This window comes from Nitrospira sp. (genome assembly GCA_029194535.1).
Lineage (GTDB): Bacteria > Nitrospirota > Nitrospiria > Nitrospirales > Nitrospiraceae > Nitrospira_C.
The window spans coordinates 2,417,784-2,433,641 of sequence record JARFXR010000001.1 but is presented as its reverse complement, the minus strand read 5'-3'; the positions used below and the strand labels follow the sequence as shown (position 1 = coordinate 2,433,641).

Sequence of the window (15,858 nt, the reverse complement as noted above, 5' to 3'; positions counted from 1 at the left end):
CATGTCGAGGAGGAGCAGGGGGCGCTTGACCGGTGTGCGATGGGTGGGGGTGGCGGTTTCCCTGTCGGCGCAGGCGACTGCGGTACTGGCCGAAACCCACGTTGAAGGGCGGGCCTTGCTCTTTTATACCGACGACGTCGGGATTTTCTCGGCGACGCGCCGCCTGACCAGGGATGAAGATCCGACCCAGCCCGCGCTCGATTCCATCTTGACCAACCAAGGATCGGATGTCGTCTTCGAGCCGGATGGGATCGCTCGGACGTCCATGGACAGCCGATGGGGAACCACCCACTTGAGCATCCGGGGACAGGGATTCATCTATGCGGATAACCCACGATACAATCACGGCACGCTAAAGATTGACGCCGTTCAGGCCTTCTCGTCCGACACGCGCCTGCTTCTCAGATACTACTACGCCCCGAACCTCTTCCTCGGTGAAAACGAAGATCGCCGGCCCGGCGGCGTGGGGCTTGTGGACGAGGTGGTGACCAGTCAAATCGGCAGCGCGAGGATCGAGCAGCGTCTGACGAAGGATGTCGAAGTGCGGCTGTTGACCAGAGTCGGGATCCGGCGCTACAACGATTCGTTCGCGCAGCGAGACACGAACTTCTGGACGATCGGCCCGCATGTGGAGTGGCGGGTGTCCGAACGGGTGAAGCTGGGGCTCAGTTATCACTATGAGCGAGGTCTGGCCCAGGGGAGGAACGAGCCGCAGCTGCGGGATGACGTGTCCTACATCAACAACTACGTCAGCGCCGACGTGGACGTCGAGCTGATCAAGCGGCTTACGCTCTCTGCGGCGTTTCACTATGAGCGGAACGATTGGACGAGCGGGATCGTCGGAGACATCCGAAACGGCGCCCATGAAGACGTCATTCAGGGAGAAGTCATGCTCATCCATCAAGTCACCGAGTCGTTGCGGGCCATGGCGGGCTTTCAGCGGTCGAATCGCAAACAGAGTTTCGAGCCGGAATCGATCAAGAATACCAATGTGGGGATCGGCATCGCCGCGCAGTTTTGAACCGGGGACTGACAGCCTCCCCCGCGTCTGCCTGCCCGCCGCATGGCTTCGACAGACGGGCGGGTGCGGTCTGTCCTCGTCCGAACCGAGCGTTGCCCGTCCGAATCGGCGTCCGCACCGGGACAGGCACCGTCGTGGACGACGGAGCCGATCCCTAAGCAGCGCGGTGATCGAGGTGGTGCAGGTAGCCGCTCAAGGAGGCGGCATGATAGGCTTCAGACCCTGTGGTGTCGGGCTGAGGACGGAGAGCGCATGACTGGGAGAGCGAAGCAGAGGCGAAGATCATTCCTGTGGCCAGCCTTGGCCGCAGTCGCTTTGGCGGGGGCGGCAATAGGGGCGGGGTATGTCTGGTTGGAAGGACGGCCGCCCGCTACCGCTCCGGACGGCATGGTGTGGATTCCCGGCGGTACCTTCTGGATGGGGAGCGACGAGCCGATGTTTCGAGACGCCCGCCCGGTGCATCAGGTCGAGGTGGATGGATTCTTCATGGATCGGACGGAGGTCACCAACGAAGCGTTCGAGCGATTTGTGAAGGCCACCGGATATGTGACCCTGGCCGAGCGGGTGCCGAGCGCGGACGACTATCCGGGCGCACCGCCGGAGAATCTGGTGGCGGGGTCCGTGGTCTTTACCGCCCCGCCCGGTCCGGTCCCGCTGGACAATTATTTCAGATGGTGGAGTTATGTCACCGGCGCAAGCTGGCGCCATCCTCAGGGGAAGGAGAGCACCATCGCCGACAAGATGAATCATCCGGTCGTGCACGTGGCCTACGAGGATGCGACGGCGTTTGCCGCCTGGGCCGGGAAGCGTCTACCGACCGAAGCGGAATGGGAGTATGCCGCGCGCGGCGGTCTGGTCAAGAAATCCTACACGTGGGGCGATGAGTTCGAGCCGGACGGGAAGATGATGGCGAACTCGTTCCAAGGGCACTTCCCGGATCATAACAGCGCGCATGACGGCTTCATCACCACGGCGCCCGTCGGCTCCTTCCCGCCGAACGGCTTCGGCCTCTACGACATGGCCGGCAACGTCTGGGAATGGACGAGCGATTGGTACCGCCATGACTACTTTCATACGCTTGCCGAGGCCGGCGGGGTGCCGCGCAACCCTCAAGGTCCTCGGAACAGTTTCGATCCCAGCGAGCCGGGCGTGCAGAAAAAGGTCCACAAAGGCGGCTCCTATCTCTGCACCGATCAGTACTGTGCGCGGTACAGGCCCGGGGGCCGTGGGAAGGGCGAGCCGGACACCGGTACGTCGCATCTGGGGTTTCGCCTGGTCAAGGACGCGTTCGACCCAACTACACCAAGGAGGAGTACATGAGACGAGTAGGCCGCGCAGCGATCATCACCCTGGTAGTCACCACGGCGGTCGCCGGTCAAATGGTCGCGCCTGTGCATGGGCGAGCCGAGGACCCGAATATGTCGCCGTCCGATTATGAACTGCTGCGCTCGGACATCCGAACCAAGAAGGCGAGCCTCATCGCCGAACAGATCAAGTTCACGGACAAGGAAGCGGCAGTCTTCTGGCCGGCCTATCGCCAGTACGAGGTCGAGCTGGCGGGGATCCTCGACAAGAAGATCGCGCTCTTGAAAGACTATATGAGCCACCATGAGACGATGACCGATGAACAGGCCAAACAATTGGCCGAGAACGTCTTCCGTGTCGATCAGGAAACCCTCGATCTCCGCAGGAAATGCTTCAGCACGCTGGAGAAATCGATGCCGGCGAAGACGGTCGTGCGGTGGCTGCAACTGGAACGCCGCCTGCAACTGTATGTCGATGCGCAACTCGCGAAAGCGCTTCCCGCGATCAAGGAGTAGGAGTGGTCGCAGACGATCCACACAAGCAGAGAAGGTGCAATGACGGACAAGGAGACATTCATGCAGCGATTCGTCCGGTGGCCGCTCGCGATGCCGGTGCTTCTCTGGCTCTCACTGTCGTTGGGATGTGAGACGCCGCAACCCGCTCAACCGACGGCGTGGATGCCGGTGCAAATCACGGATATGTCCGGCGTGGCCGGGAAATGGGAGGGCATACTCCGTCGGGTGCCGCAGAACAAGCGCAACGACTTGGTGGCCCTCATCATCGAACCGGACGGGCGATTCCGCTTTACCAGCGTCCGGACGATCGGAATCTTGAGCGGAGAAGGCGCCTTCACGCTGAAGGACGGGAAACTGACGTTCCGCTCGGAGCGCGGCACGATCAACGCCGGGCTCTTCGAGGCAGACGGAAAACGGATGCTCAAGGCCGAAGGGGTGGGCACGGACGGCATGGAATACCACACGGAGATGATGCCGATGCGGTAGGAGCGCAGGGCTCGGGTCCGGTGCAGCGCGCCGACATCGGTCAATTCGATTCTTGCTTCGGCGGTCTGCCGTGGATCTGTTTCTGACGGAGCAGTTTCGTAAAGTAGGTGCGCTGCAGGCCCAACTCCGCCGAGGCCCTTGTCTGGTTCCAGTCGTTCCGTTTCAGCGCTTCCTCGATCACCCGCCGGCTGTAGGCTTCGGTCATATCGTGATAATGGCGAGAGGTCGGCATCGGCGCGCCTTCCGGCGAGGTGGAAGGTTCCGGGGTCGACAGGTGCAGATGCTCGGGCTCAATCCGTTCTCCCGGCGAGAGAATATAGGCCCGCGTCAGCACATTCTCCAACTCCCGGATGTTGCCCGGCCAGCGGTATTCGCTCAAGAGGCGGAGCGCCGCGTCGCTCAACGAGGCGCGTTTCTGGATGCCGAGCCGTCCGGAGGCACGGGCGAGAAAATAGCGCGCCAGGGCCGGCAGGTCGTCCATGCGTTCGCGCAGCGGCGGCAGGCTCACGCTGATCACTTCGAGCCGGTAGAAGAGATCTTCGCGGAACGTGCCCTGCTTGATCGCCTGCCTGAGGTCCTTGTTCGTCGCGGCGAGGAACCGGACGTCGGTCTTGACCGACTGGGTGCCGCCGACCCGGTAGAACGTCTGGTCCTGCAGGACGCGCAGCAGATGACTCTGCATGGACAACGACATGTCGCCGATCTCGTCGAGGAAGAGGGTCCCGCCTTCCGCCACCTCGATCTTGCCGGGCTCGCGCTTCACCGCCCCGGTAAACGCGCCCTTTTCGTGACCGAACAGCTCGTTCTCCAGCAGATCTTTTGGAATGGCCGCGCAGTTGACGGCAATGAAGGGCTTGTCCTTGCGCGGACTCCAGGCGTGAATGGCGCGGGCCACCACTTCCTTCCCCGTCCCCGTCTCTCCCAGGACCAAGATGGTCACATTGGAGGGAGCCGCCTGCTTGGCTACCTTCAGTTGAGCCTGCAGCGCGCTGTTCTCCCCGACGAGCGAGCCGTGCGTGTCCTCCACTTCCCGCTTGAGCTGGCGGAGCTGCCGCCGCAGTGAGATGGCGGCCAAGGCCTTGTTGATCACCACGGTCAGATGCTCACCCGTGAAGGGTTTCGTCACGAAGTCGACGGCACCCAGTTGCATGGCCTGCACAGCCAGCTCGATCGTTCCGAACGCGGTGAGCATGATGATGGGGGGGTCGGTCGGCCCCATTCCGACCGTCGCAGGATCAATGCCCGCCCGGTCCTTGTCCGTCTTCTCCCGCAACTGCTGGAGGATGTCGAATCCTGAGAGTCCCGGCAGCTGGATGTCGAGCAGGACCAGATCCGGCTCGTCGCGCTGAATCACGCGCAGGCCTTCGTCGCCCTTGTCGGCGGTCAGCGGCTCGTGCCCCATCCAGGTGAGACGATTCTCCAGGCCGAGAAGAATATCCTGATCGTCATCCACGACGAGAATGCGTGCGCGCATGATTACCTCTCTGAATAGAGTGCTGCGTGAGACGGTTCACTTGTCGCCATCCTTTTCGCCGTTCGACCCGTAATTAGGAACCTACGCCTCAGGAGGCTGCGGTTCAGGAGCCATGGCCGGCAAGGCGATGTAAAAGCGCGTGCCGAGGCCCGGTGTGCTTTCCACCCAGATGGTGCCGCCGTGCATCGCCACGAGATTCTTGGTGATGAACAGCCCCAATTGCGCTCCCTGGGAGGAGGGGATGGACGACGGCACGCGTGAAAATTCCTCGAATACCCGTTGGAGATGCTCCGGCTCGATGCCGCAACCGGTGTCGGCGACACAGATCCGAACGTCTCCGCGATCCGCCTGCGTGATGCTCACGGTCACCGTCCCGTCGCGCGGCGTGAATTTGATTGCGTTCCCGATCAGATTCCAGAAGATCTGTTCGACCTTGTCCCGGTCCCCCTGCACCTTCGGCAAGTTCTCGGTGAACGTCAGGCCCATCGTAATCGCCTTTTCCGCTGCGACGGTCCGGAGACTCTCGACCACCAGATCGGCGATCTCTCGCACGCAGAGAGGCTCCATGTTCAGCACTTCCCGGTTCAGGTCGAGTCGCGACCAGTTCAGCAACTGATTGATGATGCGGGTCAACCGGTCGAGATTGTGGCCGATGCGGTTCAAGTAGGTCGTTTGTCGATCCGTCAGGGGACCCGTGACGCCGTCGAGCATGTTGTCGGCGAAACTGCGGATGGCCGTCATGGGAGTCCGCAATTCGTGCGAGGCGACCGAGAAGAACACCGACCGGCGATGGTCGTGCTCCTGGAGGAGCCGGTTGGCGGCGGAGAGTTCTTTCGTGCGGGCTTCGATCCGGTATTCCAGATGCTGAGTCAGCTGCGCCAGGTGCGCATAGGTTCTCGCGTTGTCGATGGCGGAGGCCACATGGCCGGCGATCGTCAGGAGGATCTCGAGGTCTTCCTGGGAGCAGGGTTGAGAGCCGCGGTCTCCGCCGAGAAATCCGAGCGTCTGGTTGTGGCTCTGGAGCGGCACGAGGGCGAAGGAGGTGACATCGACCCGGTTGGCGAGTTCCAGGATCGACGGATGCATGCGCTCGCGCACCGTCGCGATATCGTGGACGAGCACCGGTTTGGCATGCAGCATCAGCTCGGCCATCAACGTCCCGTCTTCCCTGATCGGCACCGTGAGGTATCTGGCCGCTTCGGCGATTTCGTCCGTCACGCCGGCTACCTGCGCAACATAGGCCGTGTCGCGGTCTTCGTGCCGGAGCATCAGGACCATTCTGGAGAACTTGAGGTTCGAGATGAGCAGCTGCAGCACGGTATCCAGTAACGCGTGCATCTCCAGCGTGCTGGCGATCGCCGCGCTGGTCTGGTGCACGGTCGTCAGCTGGCTGATCTGACGCCGAATCGTGTCCATGTTCGCGGTGATCGCGAGATTGCGTTCGTAGAGCGCCCGCGTCATCAAGTTGAACGTCTGTGTCAATTGACCGACCTCGTCGTTGGTCGAGGGGACGAGCGTCGAGGGGGAGCGACCCTCCGTGAGCTGGCGGGCGACTCCGGCCAGACTTCTCAGCGGAGTCGTCACGCGCCGGGCCAGGAGGTGAGCCCCAAGAATGCCGCCTCCGATCAATGCCGCGGTCAGGAGCAGGACGTTCCTGACCATGCCGGCTACGGCGGTCCGAACTTGGGCGTCGCTCACGCCGATCTGCACCATGCCGAGATAGGCGGGTTTGGCCCGGTCTTTGCCGCGGGACTGAGTCTCCTCGAATTGGTGCGGCAGAGGCGACAAGGACGGATCGGAGACCGGCCGGCGGAACACCGGCAGGGCGAAGTCGTAGAGATGCTGCTCGAAGGGGGAAAGGAGCCAGGACCGTTCCTCCTCGGCTGAAGAGGGGAGGAGGGTCATGTGCTCCTTGGACAACGACACGGGAGTCATACGGGGAACCGTGATGGGTGTTTGTGCGACCTCCAGCGCGAGCTGCTCGTCCGGGTACAACCGGCGCTCCTGCGAAAAGGTGAGACTGCCGGATGATTCTTTCACCAGCTTGTTTTGCTGGGCCAGGATCATATGATCCGCCCCGCGGATGACGACGTAGACGACGTCCTCGACCGCCATGAGGCTTTCGGTGAATTGCCGGAGCGTCGCGCGATCTTCCGCGATCAAGCCGCCGTAGCGGAATTGTCCGTTGTTCACCACGCTGGTGAGGAGAATGGTGCCGAGCTGCTGGAGGTCTTGGATCATCGCCGCCCGTCTGGTTTCGATGAAGTACCAGGTCAGCGTCGAACAGGCGACGATCAGAATCAGGCTGAAGAAGGCGACAAATTTGGTGCGTAGGCTGACGAATCTGGAGGCGGACGGCTGGACCGAAGTTCCGGCGGCCTGTGGCGATTGAGGCGTGCTCATCGCATGGGTCCTCAATAGGCTTCGTCTATAAGGTGACTGACATCCCGGGGAAATTCAATCCCGAGGAATCGGGCGATCTTCATGTTCACGGTAATCTTGAGCCGCTCGATGGGGATCGGCTTCAGGGGGAGCCGTTTGTCGCCGTCCAGGATCCGTCTCGCGAGTAGGCCTGTCTCGCGCCCCACTTCTCCGTAGGTCACCGAGAAACTCAGCAGGGCGCCGAGCCTGGTCAGCTCGGGTGAGAATCCGATCACCGGGATGCCCCGCGCCTGGGCCGATTCAAGGATGAAGCCGATCGACTCGTTCGTCAGGACGGTCGAGTCCGGCATCAGCCACAGGGTCTCATTGAAGGTCAACAGCGTGCGCAGTTGTTGCGGCACGTCCCTTTCGCTTTCGACCGGCAGGCTCTTGAGTTCGACGGAGAGGGCGGCGGCCTGCTGTTCGGCCTCCCGAATTTTGCCGGTGCTCTTGCGCGGATCGTAGAGCGTGCCGAATTTCCGCCTGCCGGGCAGGAAGGTTCGGATGAGTTTCAATTGGCGTTCAACGGGGATCTCCAGCAGGGTGCCCGTGAGGTTCGGGGAGACCAGATTGTGGCGCTGGGGATCCAGTACCATCATATAGACGATCGGCGTATCGAGAATTTCCATCTTGGCCGCCTGAGCGGCCTTCAGTCCGACGGCCACGACCAGGGAGGCCTCGGATGCGCGGATTTTGCGCGCGAGCTTCCGTCCCAGGTCAAGATCTCCCTGCAGATCGAATTCCACGTAGACGGCATTGGACGGGGCGGTGGCTTTGAATCCCTCGATAGCCTGGTCGTAGGCGGCGATGCTGGAGGATTTCAGGATGGCGATGTCCGGCGCCTGCGCGTCGGCGGGCCGGATCGACCAGACCGGAGCGATGAGTGTGAGAAGCAGTCCCGCGCGGATGAAGACCGACCGGACGGCTCGGATGCCGGAACGGGCGGGAGGCGGAGCGACGCGTTCGATGTTGGCATCCTGCGATCTCATCGATGGCTGACCCTTTATGCGACGGCTGTCGCTATCGTGCTGTCGATCCCGGATTCGATTTGTTCTCCTGCCCCTCCGTGTCGGCGATGCCACCCATCGTACCCAGCACATGGATCGGTCTCCGGTCTTGATCCCGGACGATCCGGCCGGTCCAGACGATGCGCTGGGTGCCGCCATGCTGTTTCCTGATGCGATGTTCCAGCACGAGGTCGTCGCGCTGTTGGTCCGTGACTGCGGAGAGCGCGGTGGCGAACGCCGCTCGATCCTCCGAAAAGACCAGCGCCAGCCAGTCGCGCGTCGTGAGCATGGTGGCTTCGGTTACGCCGTTGAAAAAACGGTTGATGTGCGGCGACCAGCAGATCCGCCCGGTCACCAGATCCCAGTTCCAGACACCGATGTCGATGGCCTGCAGGGCGAGCCGCAGCAGGACATCCTGGCCTTTCAGGGTCTCTTCCATCCGCTTGCGGTCGGTAATGTCGGTCGAGATGCCGCACATAGCGTAGGGAATGCCCCCCTGGTCGTGAAGCGGCAGCTTGATGGAAATGTAGGTGCGGGGGCCGTCGATATGGGGGGCGATTTCTTCATACTCGATCGTGGTGTTCCGGTTGAGCACTTCGAGGTCGTTCTTGCGGAAGGCGTCGGCGACGTCGCGCGGGAAGATCTCGTGGTCGCTTCGCCCGATGATCTGTTCCGTGGTCAGGTTGAAAATCTGCTCGAACCGGCGATTGATCAGGAGATACCGGCCGGCTGGATCCTTGATATAGATCACCGCAGTGGTGTTGTCGGCCACGCTTCGCAGCAATTGTTCATTGCGGCGGATGGTCTCTTCTGTTCGCCGGCGATCCATGATGGACTGGAGGGACCCCGCCATGCGCACCACGGTTCCGCTCTCGTCCCACAGGGCCTGGCCTCGGGCGCGAAACCAATGGTAGCCGTCGTGTTTCGTCTGCAGCCGGTATTCGATGTCGTATGGCACGCGCCGGTCGATGTGCGCGGCGAGGGCGGCAAAGACGCGGCCGCGGTCCTCCGGATGAAGCTTGCTCGCCCAACTGTCCAGGATGTCGGGAAAGTCTTGGTCGGCGTAGCCCAGCATTTCTTTGAAGCGGGCTGAGTACCAGATGTGGGTCTGAGGAGAGGTCCAATGTTGTCCGGGGGCCGGTTGCCCGTCCCAGAACCCATCGCTGGAGCCGCGAATCACCAATTCGAGCCGCTCTTCGCTCTCTCGAAGCGCCCGCTGTGCGGTCATCCGCTCCGTGATGTCCTGGAAGACGATGACGGATCCGATTACGTCATTCTCCTCCTTGAGGGGCGTGCTCACATATTCTACAGGCAGCGCGGTGCCGTCCTTTTTCCAGAAGACTTCATCAACGACGCGACGGATTTTCCCGTCCCTCATTGCGGCGTGGATCGGGCACTGTTCCACCGGGTACGGAACGCCGTCCGGTTTTGTGTGATGCATGATGCGATGCATGGGCTGCCCGACCAATTCCTCGACCCGATAGCCCAGCATGGCGGCGGCGCTGCGATTGACAAAGGTCGTGCGTCCGTCGAGATCGAGGCCGTAGATGCCTTCTCCGGCATGCGTCAGAATCAGCGTCTGCCGGTGTCGCAGCTGATCGAGCGCCTGTTCGATCCGTTTACGGGCTGAGATATCGCGGATAATGCCGCTGTAGTAGTTGCCGCCGTGCGTCTGCCATGTCGCCAGGGACAGTTCGATGGGAAATTCGGTGCCGTCCTTCCTGAGCCCGTACAACTCGATGATGGAACCGATGACCCGGCTTTGTCCCGTCGCCTCCATGCGGGCCAGGCCCAGTTGGTGGGCCTGCCGGTAACGGGACGGCATCAGCATGGTCAACGGCTGCCCGACCGCCTCCTCCGGCGCATGCCCGAACAGGACGGAAGCGGCGCGGTTCCACGACACAATCGTCCCTCGTCCGTCTGCCAATATGATGGCGTCGGAGGCGGACTCCACCAGCGAGCGGAACCGGTCCTCGCTTTCGCTGAGGAGATGTTCCACCCGGTGCATCTTCACCGAGAGTTCCTTGACCCCGATTGCGCGACGCAGCGTCTGGCGGAGTTCCTCATGGTTGTACGGTTTGGTGAGGTAGGTGAACGCCCCCTCGATCAGCGAACCGACGGTGCGTTCCTGGGCGATGTGAGCCGTGAGGATGATGACCGGCACGGACGCGTCCAGACGCTGCATCTCCTTGAGCACGTCGGACCCATCTCCGTCCGGCAGCCCGAGGTCCAGAAGGACGGCATTGAAGCGCTGTTCGCGGACTTGGGCAAGGGCCGCCGCACAACAATCGGCCACGGTGACGTCGTAGCCGTCGTGCTGGAGCAGGTCCTGCAAGCCGATCACGATATCGGGGTTGTCTTCGACGACAAGGATCCGATAGGGGCTCGTCTGTTCCATGTCATTCTCACCGTATCGGACCGTGCGGGCCGTATTTCTGAAGGAGGCGCAGTGATCGATCCTCTGTGGTGAAATCCGTTGTGCCACAGAAGAGAAAAGCAAGTCTTGTGCTTGCGCGCGATTGTCGAACGTGCGTGAGGGTGGAAGCAAGATGTGCGGCGCGGGAGGACGCCGCCGGCCTAGGTCGCGTCATTCACGGCGGAGCCGGCCGGTCGGCCGGCCGGTCGGATGGGGATGCGGGGGCGCCCCCGTTTCAACGGGGCCAGTCGCTGGGGAAATGCGCCGCCGTTACTCTCTTCCATCTGCGAGACGGAGTCGTCGAGCGCTTCGGTGATGAGACGAGCCAACGTGCCGTGACCGGTCCAGTACACCGCATTGCGTAACCGTTCGAGCAGCTCCAGGGACAGAGTGATTGTGACACGTTGCTTGCGCTGCCTTCCTGCGGTGGGACGTAACGAGACTCCGTCCACTCGCAACGGCCGCTCATCAGCGAGGAGTCGCGGCGGTTCCTGAGCAGGACTGTGCGGATAAGGCAGGCCGTTCATGCTGCGATGGTTCGGCGCGTGGAGCTGGTCTTGTCGATGTCATCCCGCTGGGGCGTCACCTCCGGGGCCGAGGTCGCATGATCGGGTTCCTCGCCCCACAGCACGACAACGGCCATGGCCCAGATCAGCCCAACCAGTCCGGTCAGCAACGCTCCAACGACAAGATCCTGTGTCATCGCGTGGATCCTTTCTTCAATGGCTCGTCTTCAAGGGCTCGGAGGGCCTGGTGGCCTGACAGACTTACTGCGGAGATGGTCAGCAATCCCTGTGCCATCACCGGCTCGTGCCCGGAGCAAGACGAATGCGAAAGAATCCGATGGTTTTTCTACCGACATGCCTCTGAAGGCGCGACCGTGTCGTTTGGCTTGTGAATCGAAAAGGATTCTCAGCTGAATCCAAATGGATCGGCGATCATCGAGAGCCGGCAAACGGCGGGGAGTCAGCCGAGGCGACATGGGCAACTTCAGATCAGGAAATCGACCGAGCACAATCCGCCGGACGAGAGGATATGGCTATCGTTGTTGAGCTTGGATCGATCGTAGATCCCATTCAGCGACGCCGTTGAGGCCGACCTGTTTCAGGAGACCGGCGCGCAACCTCCTCAGCGAGGCGTCGGTCGGGTCGGCATCGATCAAGGCGCAGAGACATCCCATCGCATCGTACCAGAAGCCGGCACGTGCGTTCTCCTTGACCGTGTGCACCGAGCAGGTGATGATCTTGGCGTCCAACGCGATGAGACAGTCGCTCATTTCACAACGCTCAATGACGCCGCCGCCGACGATGTCCTTGGAGGGAGACGAAGGATCGCGCACGACCGAAACGTACCAGCGGTATTGGATATTCGGATCGAGTACGAGGCCCAGGTCCTTGATCGAAATGGAAAAGATCCCCGGCTGTTTCGGAGTGGGGATCGGCGCTTCGTACAGCGGTCTCACCGAGTGATTGTCGATGAGTGTGAACCGCATTTCGTGAGGCGTCGGCTTGGACAGAAACCAGTTGAGGACGGGGGCCTGGCTCGACGTGAATCCCACATGATCGGGCACGAGTGCCTGGACTTCCGGATCCGTTCCCTCCGTGCCGCGCAGCTCTCCGCCGACGCGCGCGCGAGGCGTGAATTTCTTCGGCAGCTGATAGAGGGGAATCTCGTCGATCGAGACTCGTTTGACTGTGGCAGCTTGCTGTTCGGAGAAGGCGGTCTGAGCGGTTGCGCCGCTCAACCCGATCATGAGGAGCATGAGCGAGGAGAGCAGCGCGCGGAATGACGAGGAACCGGTCGAGGCGTTTGGAGACCAATTGTGATGTGTAGCGTTCATGGTGGCGGCCCTCACATTAGGTGTGCGGCTCGATGTTCATGAGAGAGAGTCCTCCTGCTACCGGCTGGTCGACGGAAGCGCCTGCAGGTCCCAGGCGGCCACGCCGTGGAGGCCGACCTGCGTCAACAAAGACGCGCGAAGCTTTCTGAGCGAGGCGTCGGCCGGATCCGCGTCGATCAAGGCACAGAGACAGCCCATGGCGTCGTACCACAGTCCCGCCCGCGCGTTTTCCGCCACGGACTGCGTGGAGCAGGTCATGCGAGCATCCATGACGATCAAGCAGTCGCTGAGCTCGCAGCGTTCGATAATGCCGCCGGTCACGATGTCCGGCCAGGGAGCCTGCCGGACGATCGACACGTACCAGCGATACTGTACGCCCGGCTTCAGGACCAGATCCAGGTCCTTGGTGCGGATGGAAAAGATGCCCGCCTCTTTTGGAGACGGGATCGGCGCTTCGAAGATGGGCCTCACCGATTTGTCGTCGACCAACGTGAACCGCACTTCGTGCGGCGTCGGTTTGGACAGATACCAGTTGAGCACCGGCGTCTCCTGAGACGTAAAGCCGACATGATCCGGCACGAGCGGCTGGACGACCAGTTCCGCGCTGTCGGCTGCCCGATCCGTTCCGCCGAGGCGGGCACGCGGCATGTATTTCTTCGGAGGCACATAGAGGATACGCGGCTCGTTCGATGAGCCGGAATCGACCGAGGCCGGCCAGACGGCCGGCACGGCCTGGCAGATCAAGCCGACGAGCAGCAGCGCCGTCAGCCCTTGGCGACGAGCTCCAACTAGACCGGTGGCGGCGGGCGGGGTGGTGGTTGCGGAATGGCGACACAGAGACGGCATGAATGTGCTCTACAGCCAGTTGTTCAACAGGAGAAAGGGCGACCAGTATGCCGGATGTTGATAGATGCGGTCACCCAGGAGTTTGATCTGTGCCCGCTGCATCGCCACGGCCTTGTTGACCGAGGGATTGCGGAGTTGACGATAGAATTCAGAAATCAACGTCGAGGAGGCCTCGTCGTTGATGAACCACAGGGTCGCGAGCGCGCTTCGGGCGCCGGCCTTGATCGCGACGCCGGCCAACCCCAAGGCCGCGCGATCATCGCCTACGCCGGTCTGGCAGGCGCTCAACGCGAGCAACTCAAGTGGATCCTCTCGATAGCGAAAGAGCCCGATGATCTGGTCCAGTTTGGCCATGGTCAACTTACCGTCGAACGTCAGCAAGAACGAATCGTTGACGTCGGTCGAAAACTTCCCGTGTGTGGCGATATGCAGGATGCCATACCGTCCTTCACGCAATTCCTGTTCCAGGCGTGAAGCGCGAAAGTCTTCGTCAAGCAATTGATCCCCGCCATAGAGGTTGTGGATCGAATCTACCTCCTCGGCGACGTAGGGTAAGGCCGGAAACCCTTGGACGCTCTTGGTCAACCCGGTCGCGAGGAAGCGGACTTTCTCACGGGTCAGCGGTTTCGGGTCTGTCATGGTGATCCCAGGCGTGATGGCGAGCGCGAATTTCTGAATCAAAAAGGATTCGCCGTCGTGGAGGGCGGCCATGGGAATCGTCCGCAGGGGTCCATCCGGCACGATGACCAACGTCGTGATGTGTTCCTGCTTCAACTGTGTCTCGAGCGGCCTGATCAGCCAGTCGTACAACTGCTGGGCATGAGGAAGGTACTCGCGGGTCGTCCGCTTCTCTACGCGACGTCGGAAGTCCCGCACCTCTTGAGTCACGGTCTCGACCGCCACCGGCACGGCCGTACGGTAGAATCCGGAGGGCAGCGTGACCAACAGCTCGATCCGCTTGCCGAACAGGATCGGGTAGATGGCCGCGGTATCGGGCGAGAGGCGGTCGAAGGTCGTCATGCGGGACCGGATCGCATCGACGCAGCCGTCCTTGAAATAATCCCGCAGCTCGGCAGCCTTGAAGGCCTCCACGGCGTCTCGGGCTGCGAGCAGGTAGCCTTCCGCAATCTTCTGGTCTTCCGTCCGTGACGCCCGTTGCAGAAGCAGATCGGCAAATTCGAAGAACAACGGCTTGATCGATTCCTGGTTCGACAGCGAGGCTTCGGCCGCCGCCTGGCTCACTTCGAACCGGATCGGTTGCAGGGTCGTCGCTGCCTGTCGATAGGCGGCAAGGGCTTCATCAATCTGATCCATCGAAGCCAGCAGCCTCGCCAGTTGCCATTGCCAGCGGTAAAGGGATTCCGGCGCATCCACCGATTGTGCCGCGAAGACGGCCCGCCTGGTCAGCGGCAGCGCATCGTCGGTCCTGGCCTCCAGTTCGTACAGATGCCCCATGTAGCCCAAGGCATAGGAGAGGGTTCGCGTGTCCTTCAACTGTTCGGATACGGTGATGGCTTCCTGCAACGCGCCGGCCGATCGGAGGAGTAGCGGCTTGCGGATGTCGGGGAGGGCCGGCAGCAGGGTTTGGTAGACCAGACCGATGTTGATGAAGCCGACGGCCTTGTCCCGGGAAACGGGCAGGTCCTTGAGTTGATTGAGCGCCTCGTCAACCCACTGTCTGGCAGTGTCAGACTTGCCGAGCCGCAAGGAAATTCTGGCGGCATTCACGCGACTGTTCACGGCCAGCATCGGAAGCCCGGCCTCCCGAGCCACAGCCACACAGTCCGTGAAGGCTTCCAGCGCCTGCGTGTCCTGCCGTTTGAGGGCGTAGAGCACGCCAAGGTCGTTCAAGATGGCAGCGGAGACCGCCGGGGTCGGCTGCCGCCGCGCCACTTCCTCGGCTTGAGCGAGATACTGCGCGGCCGGATCCAGCTGCCGGGCTGTGAGGTACGCCCGCCCGATCTGGTCGAGTACCGTCGCATGCCAGGCATGGTCGGATCCCTGCTGCGCCAGGGCGAGAGCGAGCTCGAGAGATTGGATCGCCTGCGTGCTTTGTCCCAAGGCTTGGGTGGCTTGCGCGGCGGACACCAGCGCGCGACTTTCACCATCGGCCGATCCTGCCTCATGATACTGCGTGGCCGCCGCCCGCCAATGGGTCAGGGCTTCCTCGAAGGCGCCCCGTTGATAGGCCTGCGCTCCCTGTTGCATGAGGGATTCCGGCGTCCCCTGGTTCGCGGTAGCGGCGAAGAGCAGGAAAGGAATCAGCACCATGCACGCGAGCAACGCGGACGCAGGCCACCGGACCTGATGGAGGCTGCCTTGTCTAGTTTGGGCGTTCACATTGTTCTCACAATCAAGTGTCGTGCCATTCGGTCAGCGTTTAGGGGACTGTCGCCGTGAGTGCTGAGTCCGAAGTCCTGAGTGTTGAGTTACCCCCATAGCCCCAATATCCCTAAAACAGCTAATCATCAGTCTCATATGGACTCTACACTGCCTATAAAAGGGACAGGCACCCGCCTTCGCCAGG

The 15,858-nt window shown here is 62.0% G+C and carries 13 protein-coding genes; 4 read left to right on the top strand and 9 right to left on the bottom strand.

Features of this window, described 5'->3' with window-relative positions; genetic code table 11:
• Positions 1–25 precede the first annotated feature (25 nt).
• The 4 genes from P0111_11160 to P0111_11145 all read left to right on the top strand — a co-directional run bounded on the left by P0111_11160 (position 26) and on the right by P0111_11145 (position 3,327).
• Complete coding sequence (locus P0111_11160; GenBank protein ID MDF0644583.1) at positions 26–1,021, top strand: hypothetical protein; 996 nt, start codon at positions 26–28, stop codon at positions 1,019–1,021.
• A gap of 252 nt (positions 1,022–1,273) precedes the next feature.
• Positions 1,274–2,341, top strand: a complete 1,068-nt coding sequence (locus P0111_11155; GenBank protein ID MDF0644582.1) for a formylglycine-generating enzyme family protein — start codon at positions 1,274–1,276, stop codon at positions 2,339–2,341.
• Positions 2,338–2,841: a hypothetical protein gene (locus P0111_11150; GenBank protein MDF0644581.1), complete on the top strand. Its 504-nt coding sequence runs from the start codon at positions 2,338–2,340 to the stop codon at positions 2,839–2,841. The genes P0111_11155 and P0111_11150 overlap by 4 nt, the downstream gene beginning before the upstream one ends.
• Before the next feature lie 60 nt (positions 2,842–2,901).
• The gene (locus P0111_11145) at positions 2,902–3,327 is read left to right on the top strand and encodes a hypothetical protein (protein ID MDF0644580.1); all 426 of its coding nucleotides are present in this window, start codon (positions 2,902–2,904) and stop codon (positions 3,325–3,327) included.
• Positions 3,328–3,367: 40 nt separating this feature from the next.
• Here P0111_11145 and P0111_11140 read toward each other — a convergent pair whose 3' ends face one another.
• The 9 genes from P0111_11140 to P0111_11100 form a co-directional block, all read right to left on the bottom strand.
• A complete protein-coding gene (locus P0111_11140; protein ID MDF0644579.1) occupies positions 3,368–4,801 on the bottom strand; it encodes a sigma-54 dependent transcriptional regulator in 1,434 nt (477 codons plus the stop codon).
• Positions 4,802–4,882: 81 nt separating this feature from the next.
• Positions 4,883–7,204 carry an ATP-binding protein gene (locus P0111_11135; protein ID MDF0644578.1) on the bottom strand — a complete coding sequence of 774 codons (2,322 nt, stop codon included), beginning with the start codon at positions 7,202–7,204 and terminating at the stop codon, positions 4,883–4,885.
• Between the two features lie 11 nt (positions 7,205–7,215).
• Positions 7,216–8,211, bottom strand: coding sequence for an ABC transporter substrate-binding protein (locus tag P0111_11130; protein MDF0644577.1), 996 nt, complete (start codon positions 8,209–8,211; stop codon positions 7,216–7,218).
• A 31-nt stretch (positions 8,212–8,242) separates the two neighbouring features.
• Positions 8,243–10,627: a PAS domain S-box protein gene (locus P0111_11125; protein ID MDF0644576.1), complete on the bottom strand. Its 2,385-nt coding sequence runs from the start codon at positions 10,625–10,627 to the stop codon at positions 8,243–8,245.
• A 179-nt stretch (positions 10,628–10,806) separates the two neighbouring features.
• A complete protein-coding gene (locus tag P0111_11120) occupies positions 10,807–11,172 on the bottom strand; it encodes a hypothetical protein (protein ID MDF0644575.1) in 366 nt (121 codons plus the stop codon).
• Entirely contained in the window at positions 11,169–11,348 is a 180-nt protein-coding gene (locus P0111_11115; GenBank protein ID MDF0644574.1) for a hypothetical protein, read from the bottom strand. Before P0111_11115 ends, P0111_11120 begins: the two co-directional genes overlap by 4 nt.
• A 336-nt stretch (positions 11,349–11,684) precedes the next feature.
• Positions 11,685–12,485, bottom strand: a complete 801-nt coding sequence (locus P0111_11110) for a DUF928 domain-containing protein (GenBank protein MDF0644573.1) — start codon at positions 12,483–12,485, stop codon at positions 11,685–11,687.
• Positions 12,486–12,542: 57 nt separating this feature from the next.
• Complete coding sequence (locus P0111_11105) at positions 12,543–13,331, bottom strand: DUF928 domain-containing protein (protein MDF0644572.1); 789 nt, start codon at positions 13,329–13,331, stop codon at positions 12,543–12,545.
• Between the two features lie 9 nt (positions 13,332–13,340).
• A complete protein-coding gene (locus tag P0111_11100; GenBank protein MDF0644571.1) occupies positions 13,341–15,671 on the bottom strand; it encodes a CHAT domain-containing protein in 2,331 nt (776 codons plus the stop codon).
• Positions 15,672–15,858: the final 187 nt, after the last annotated feature.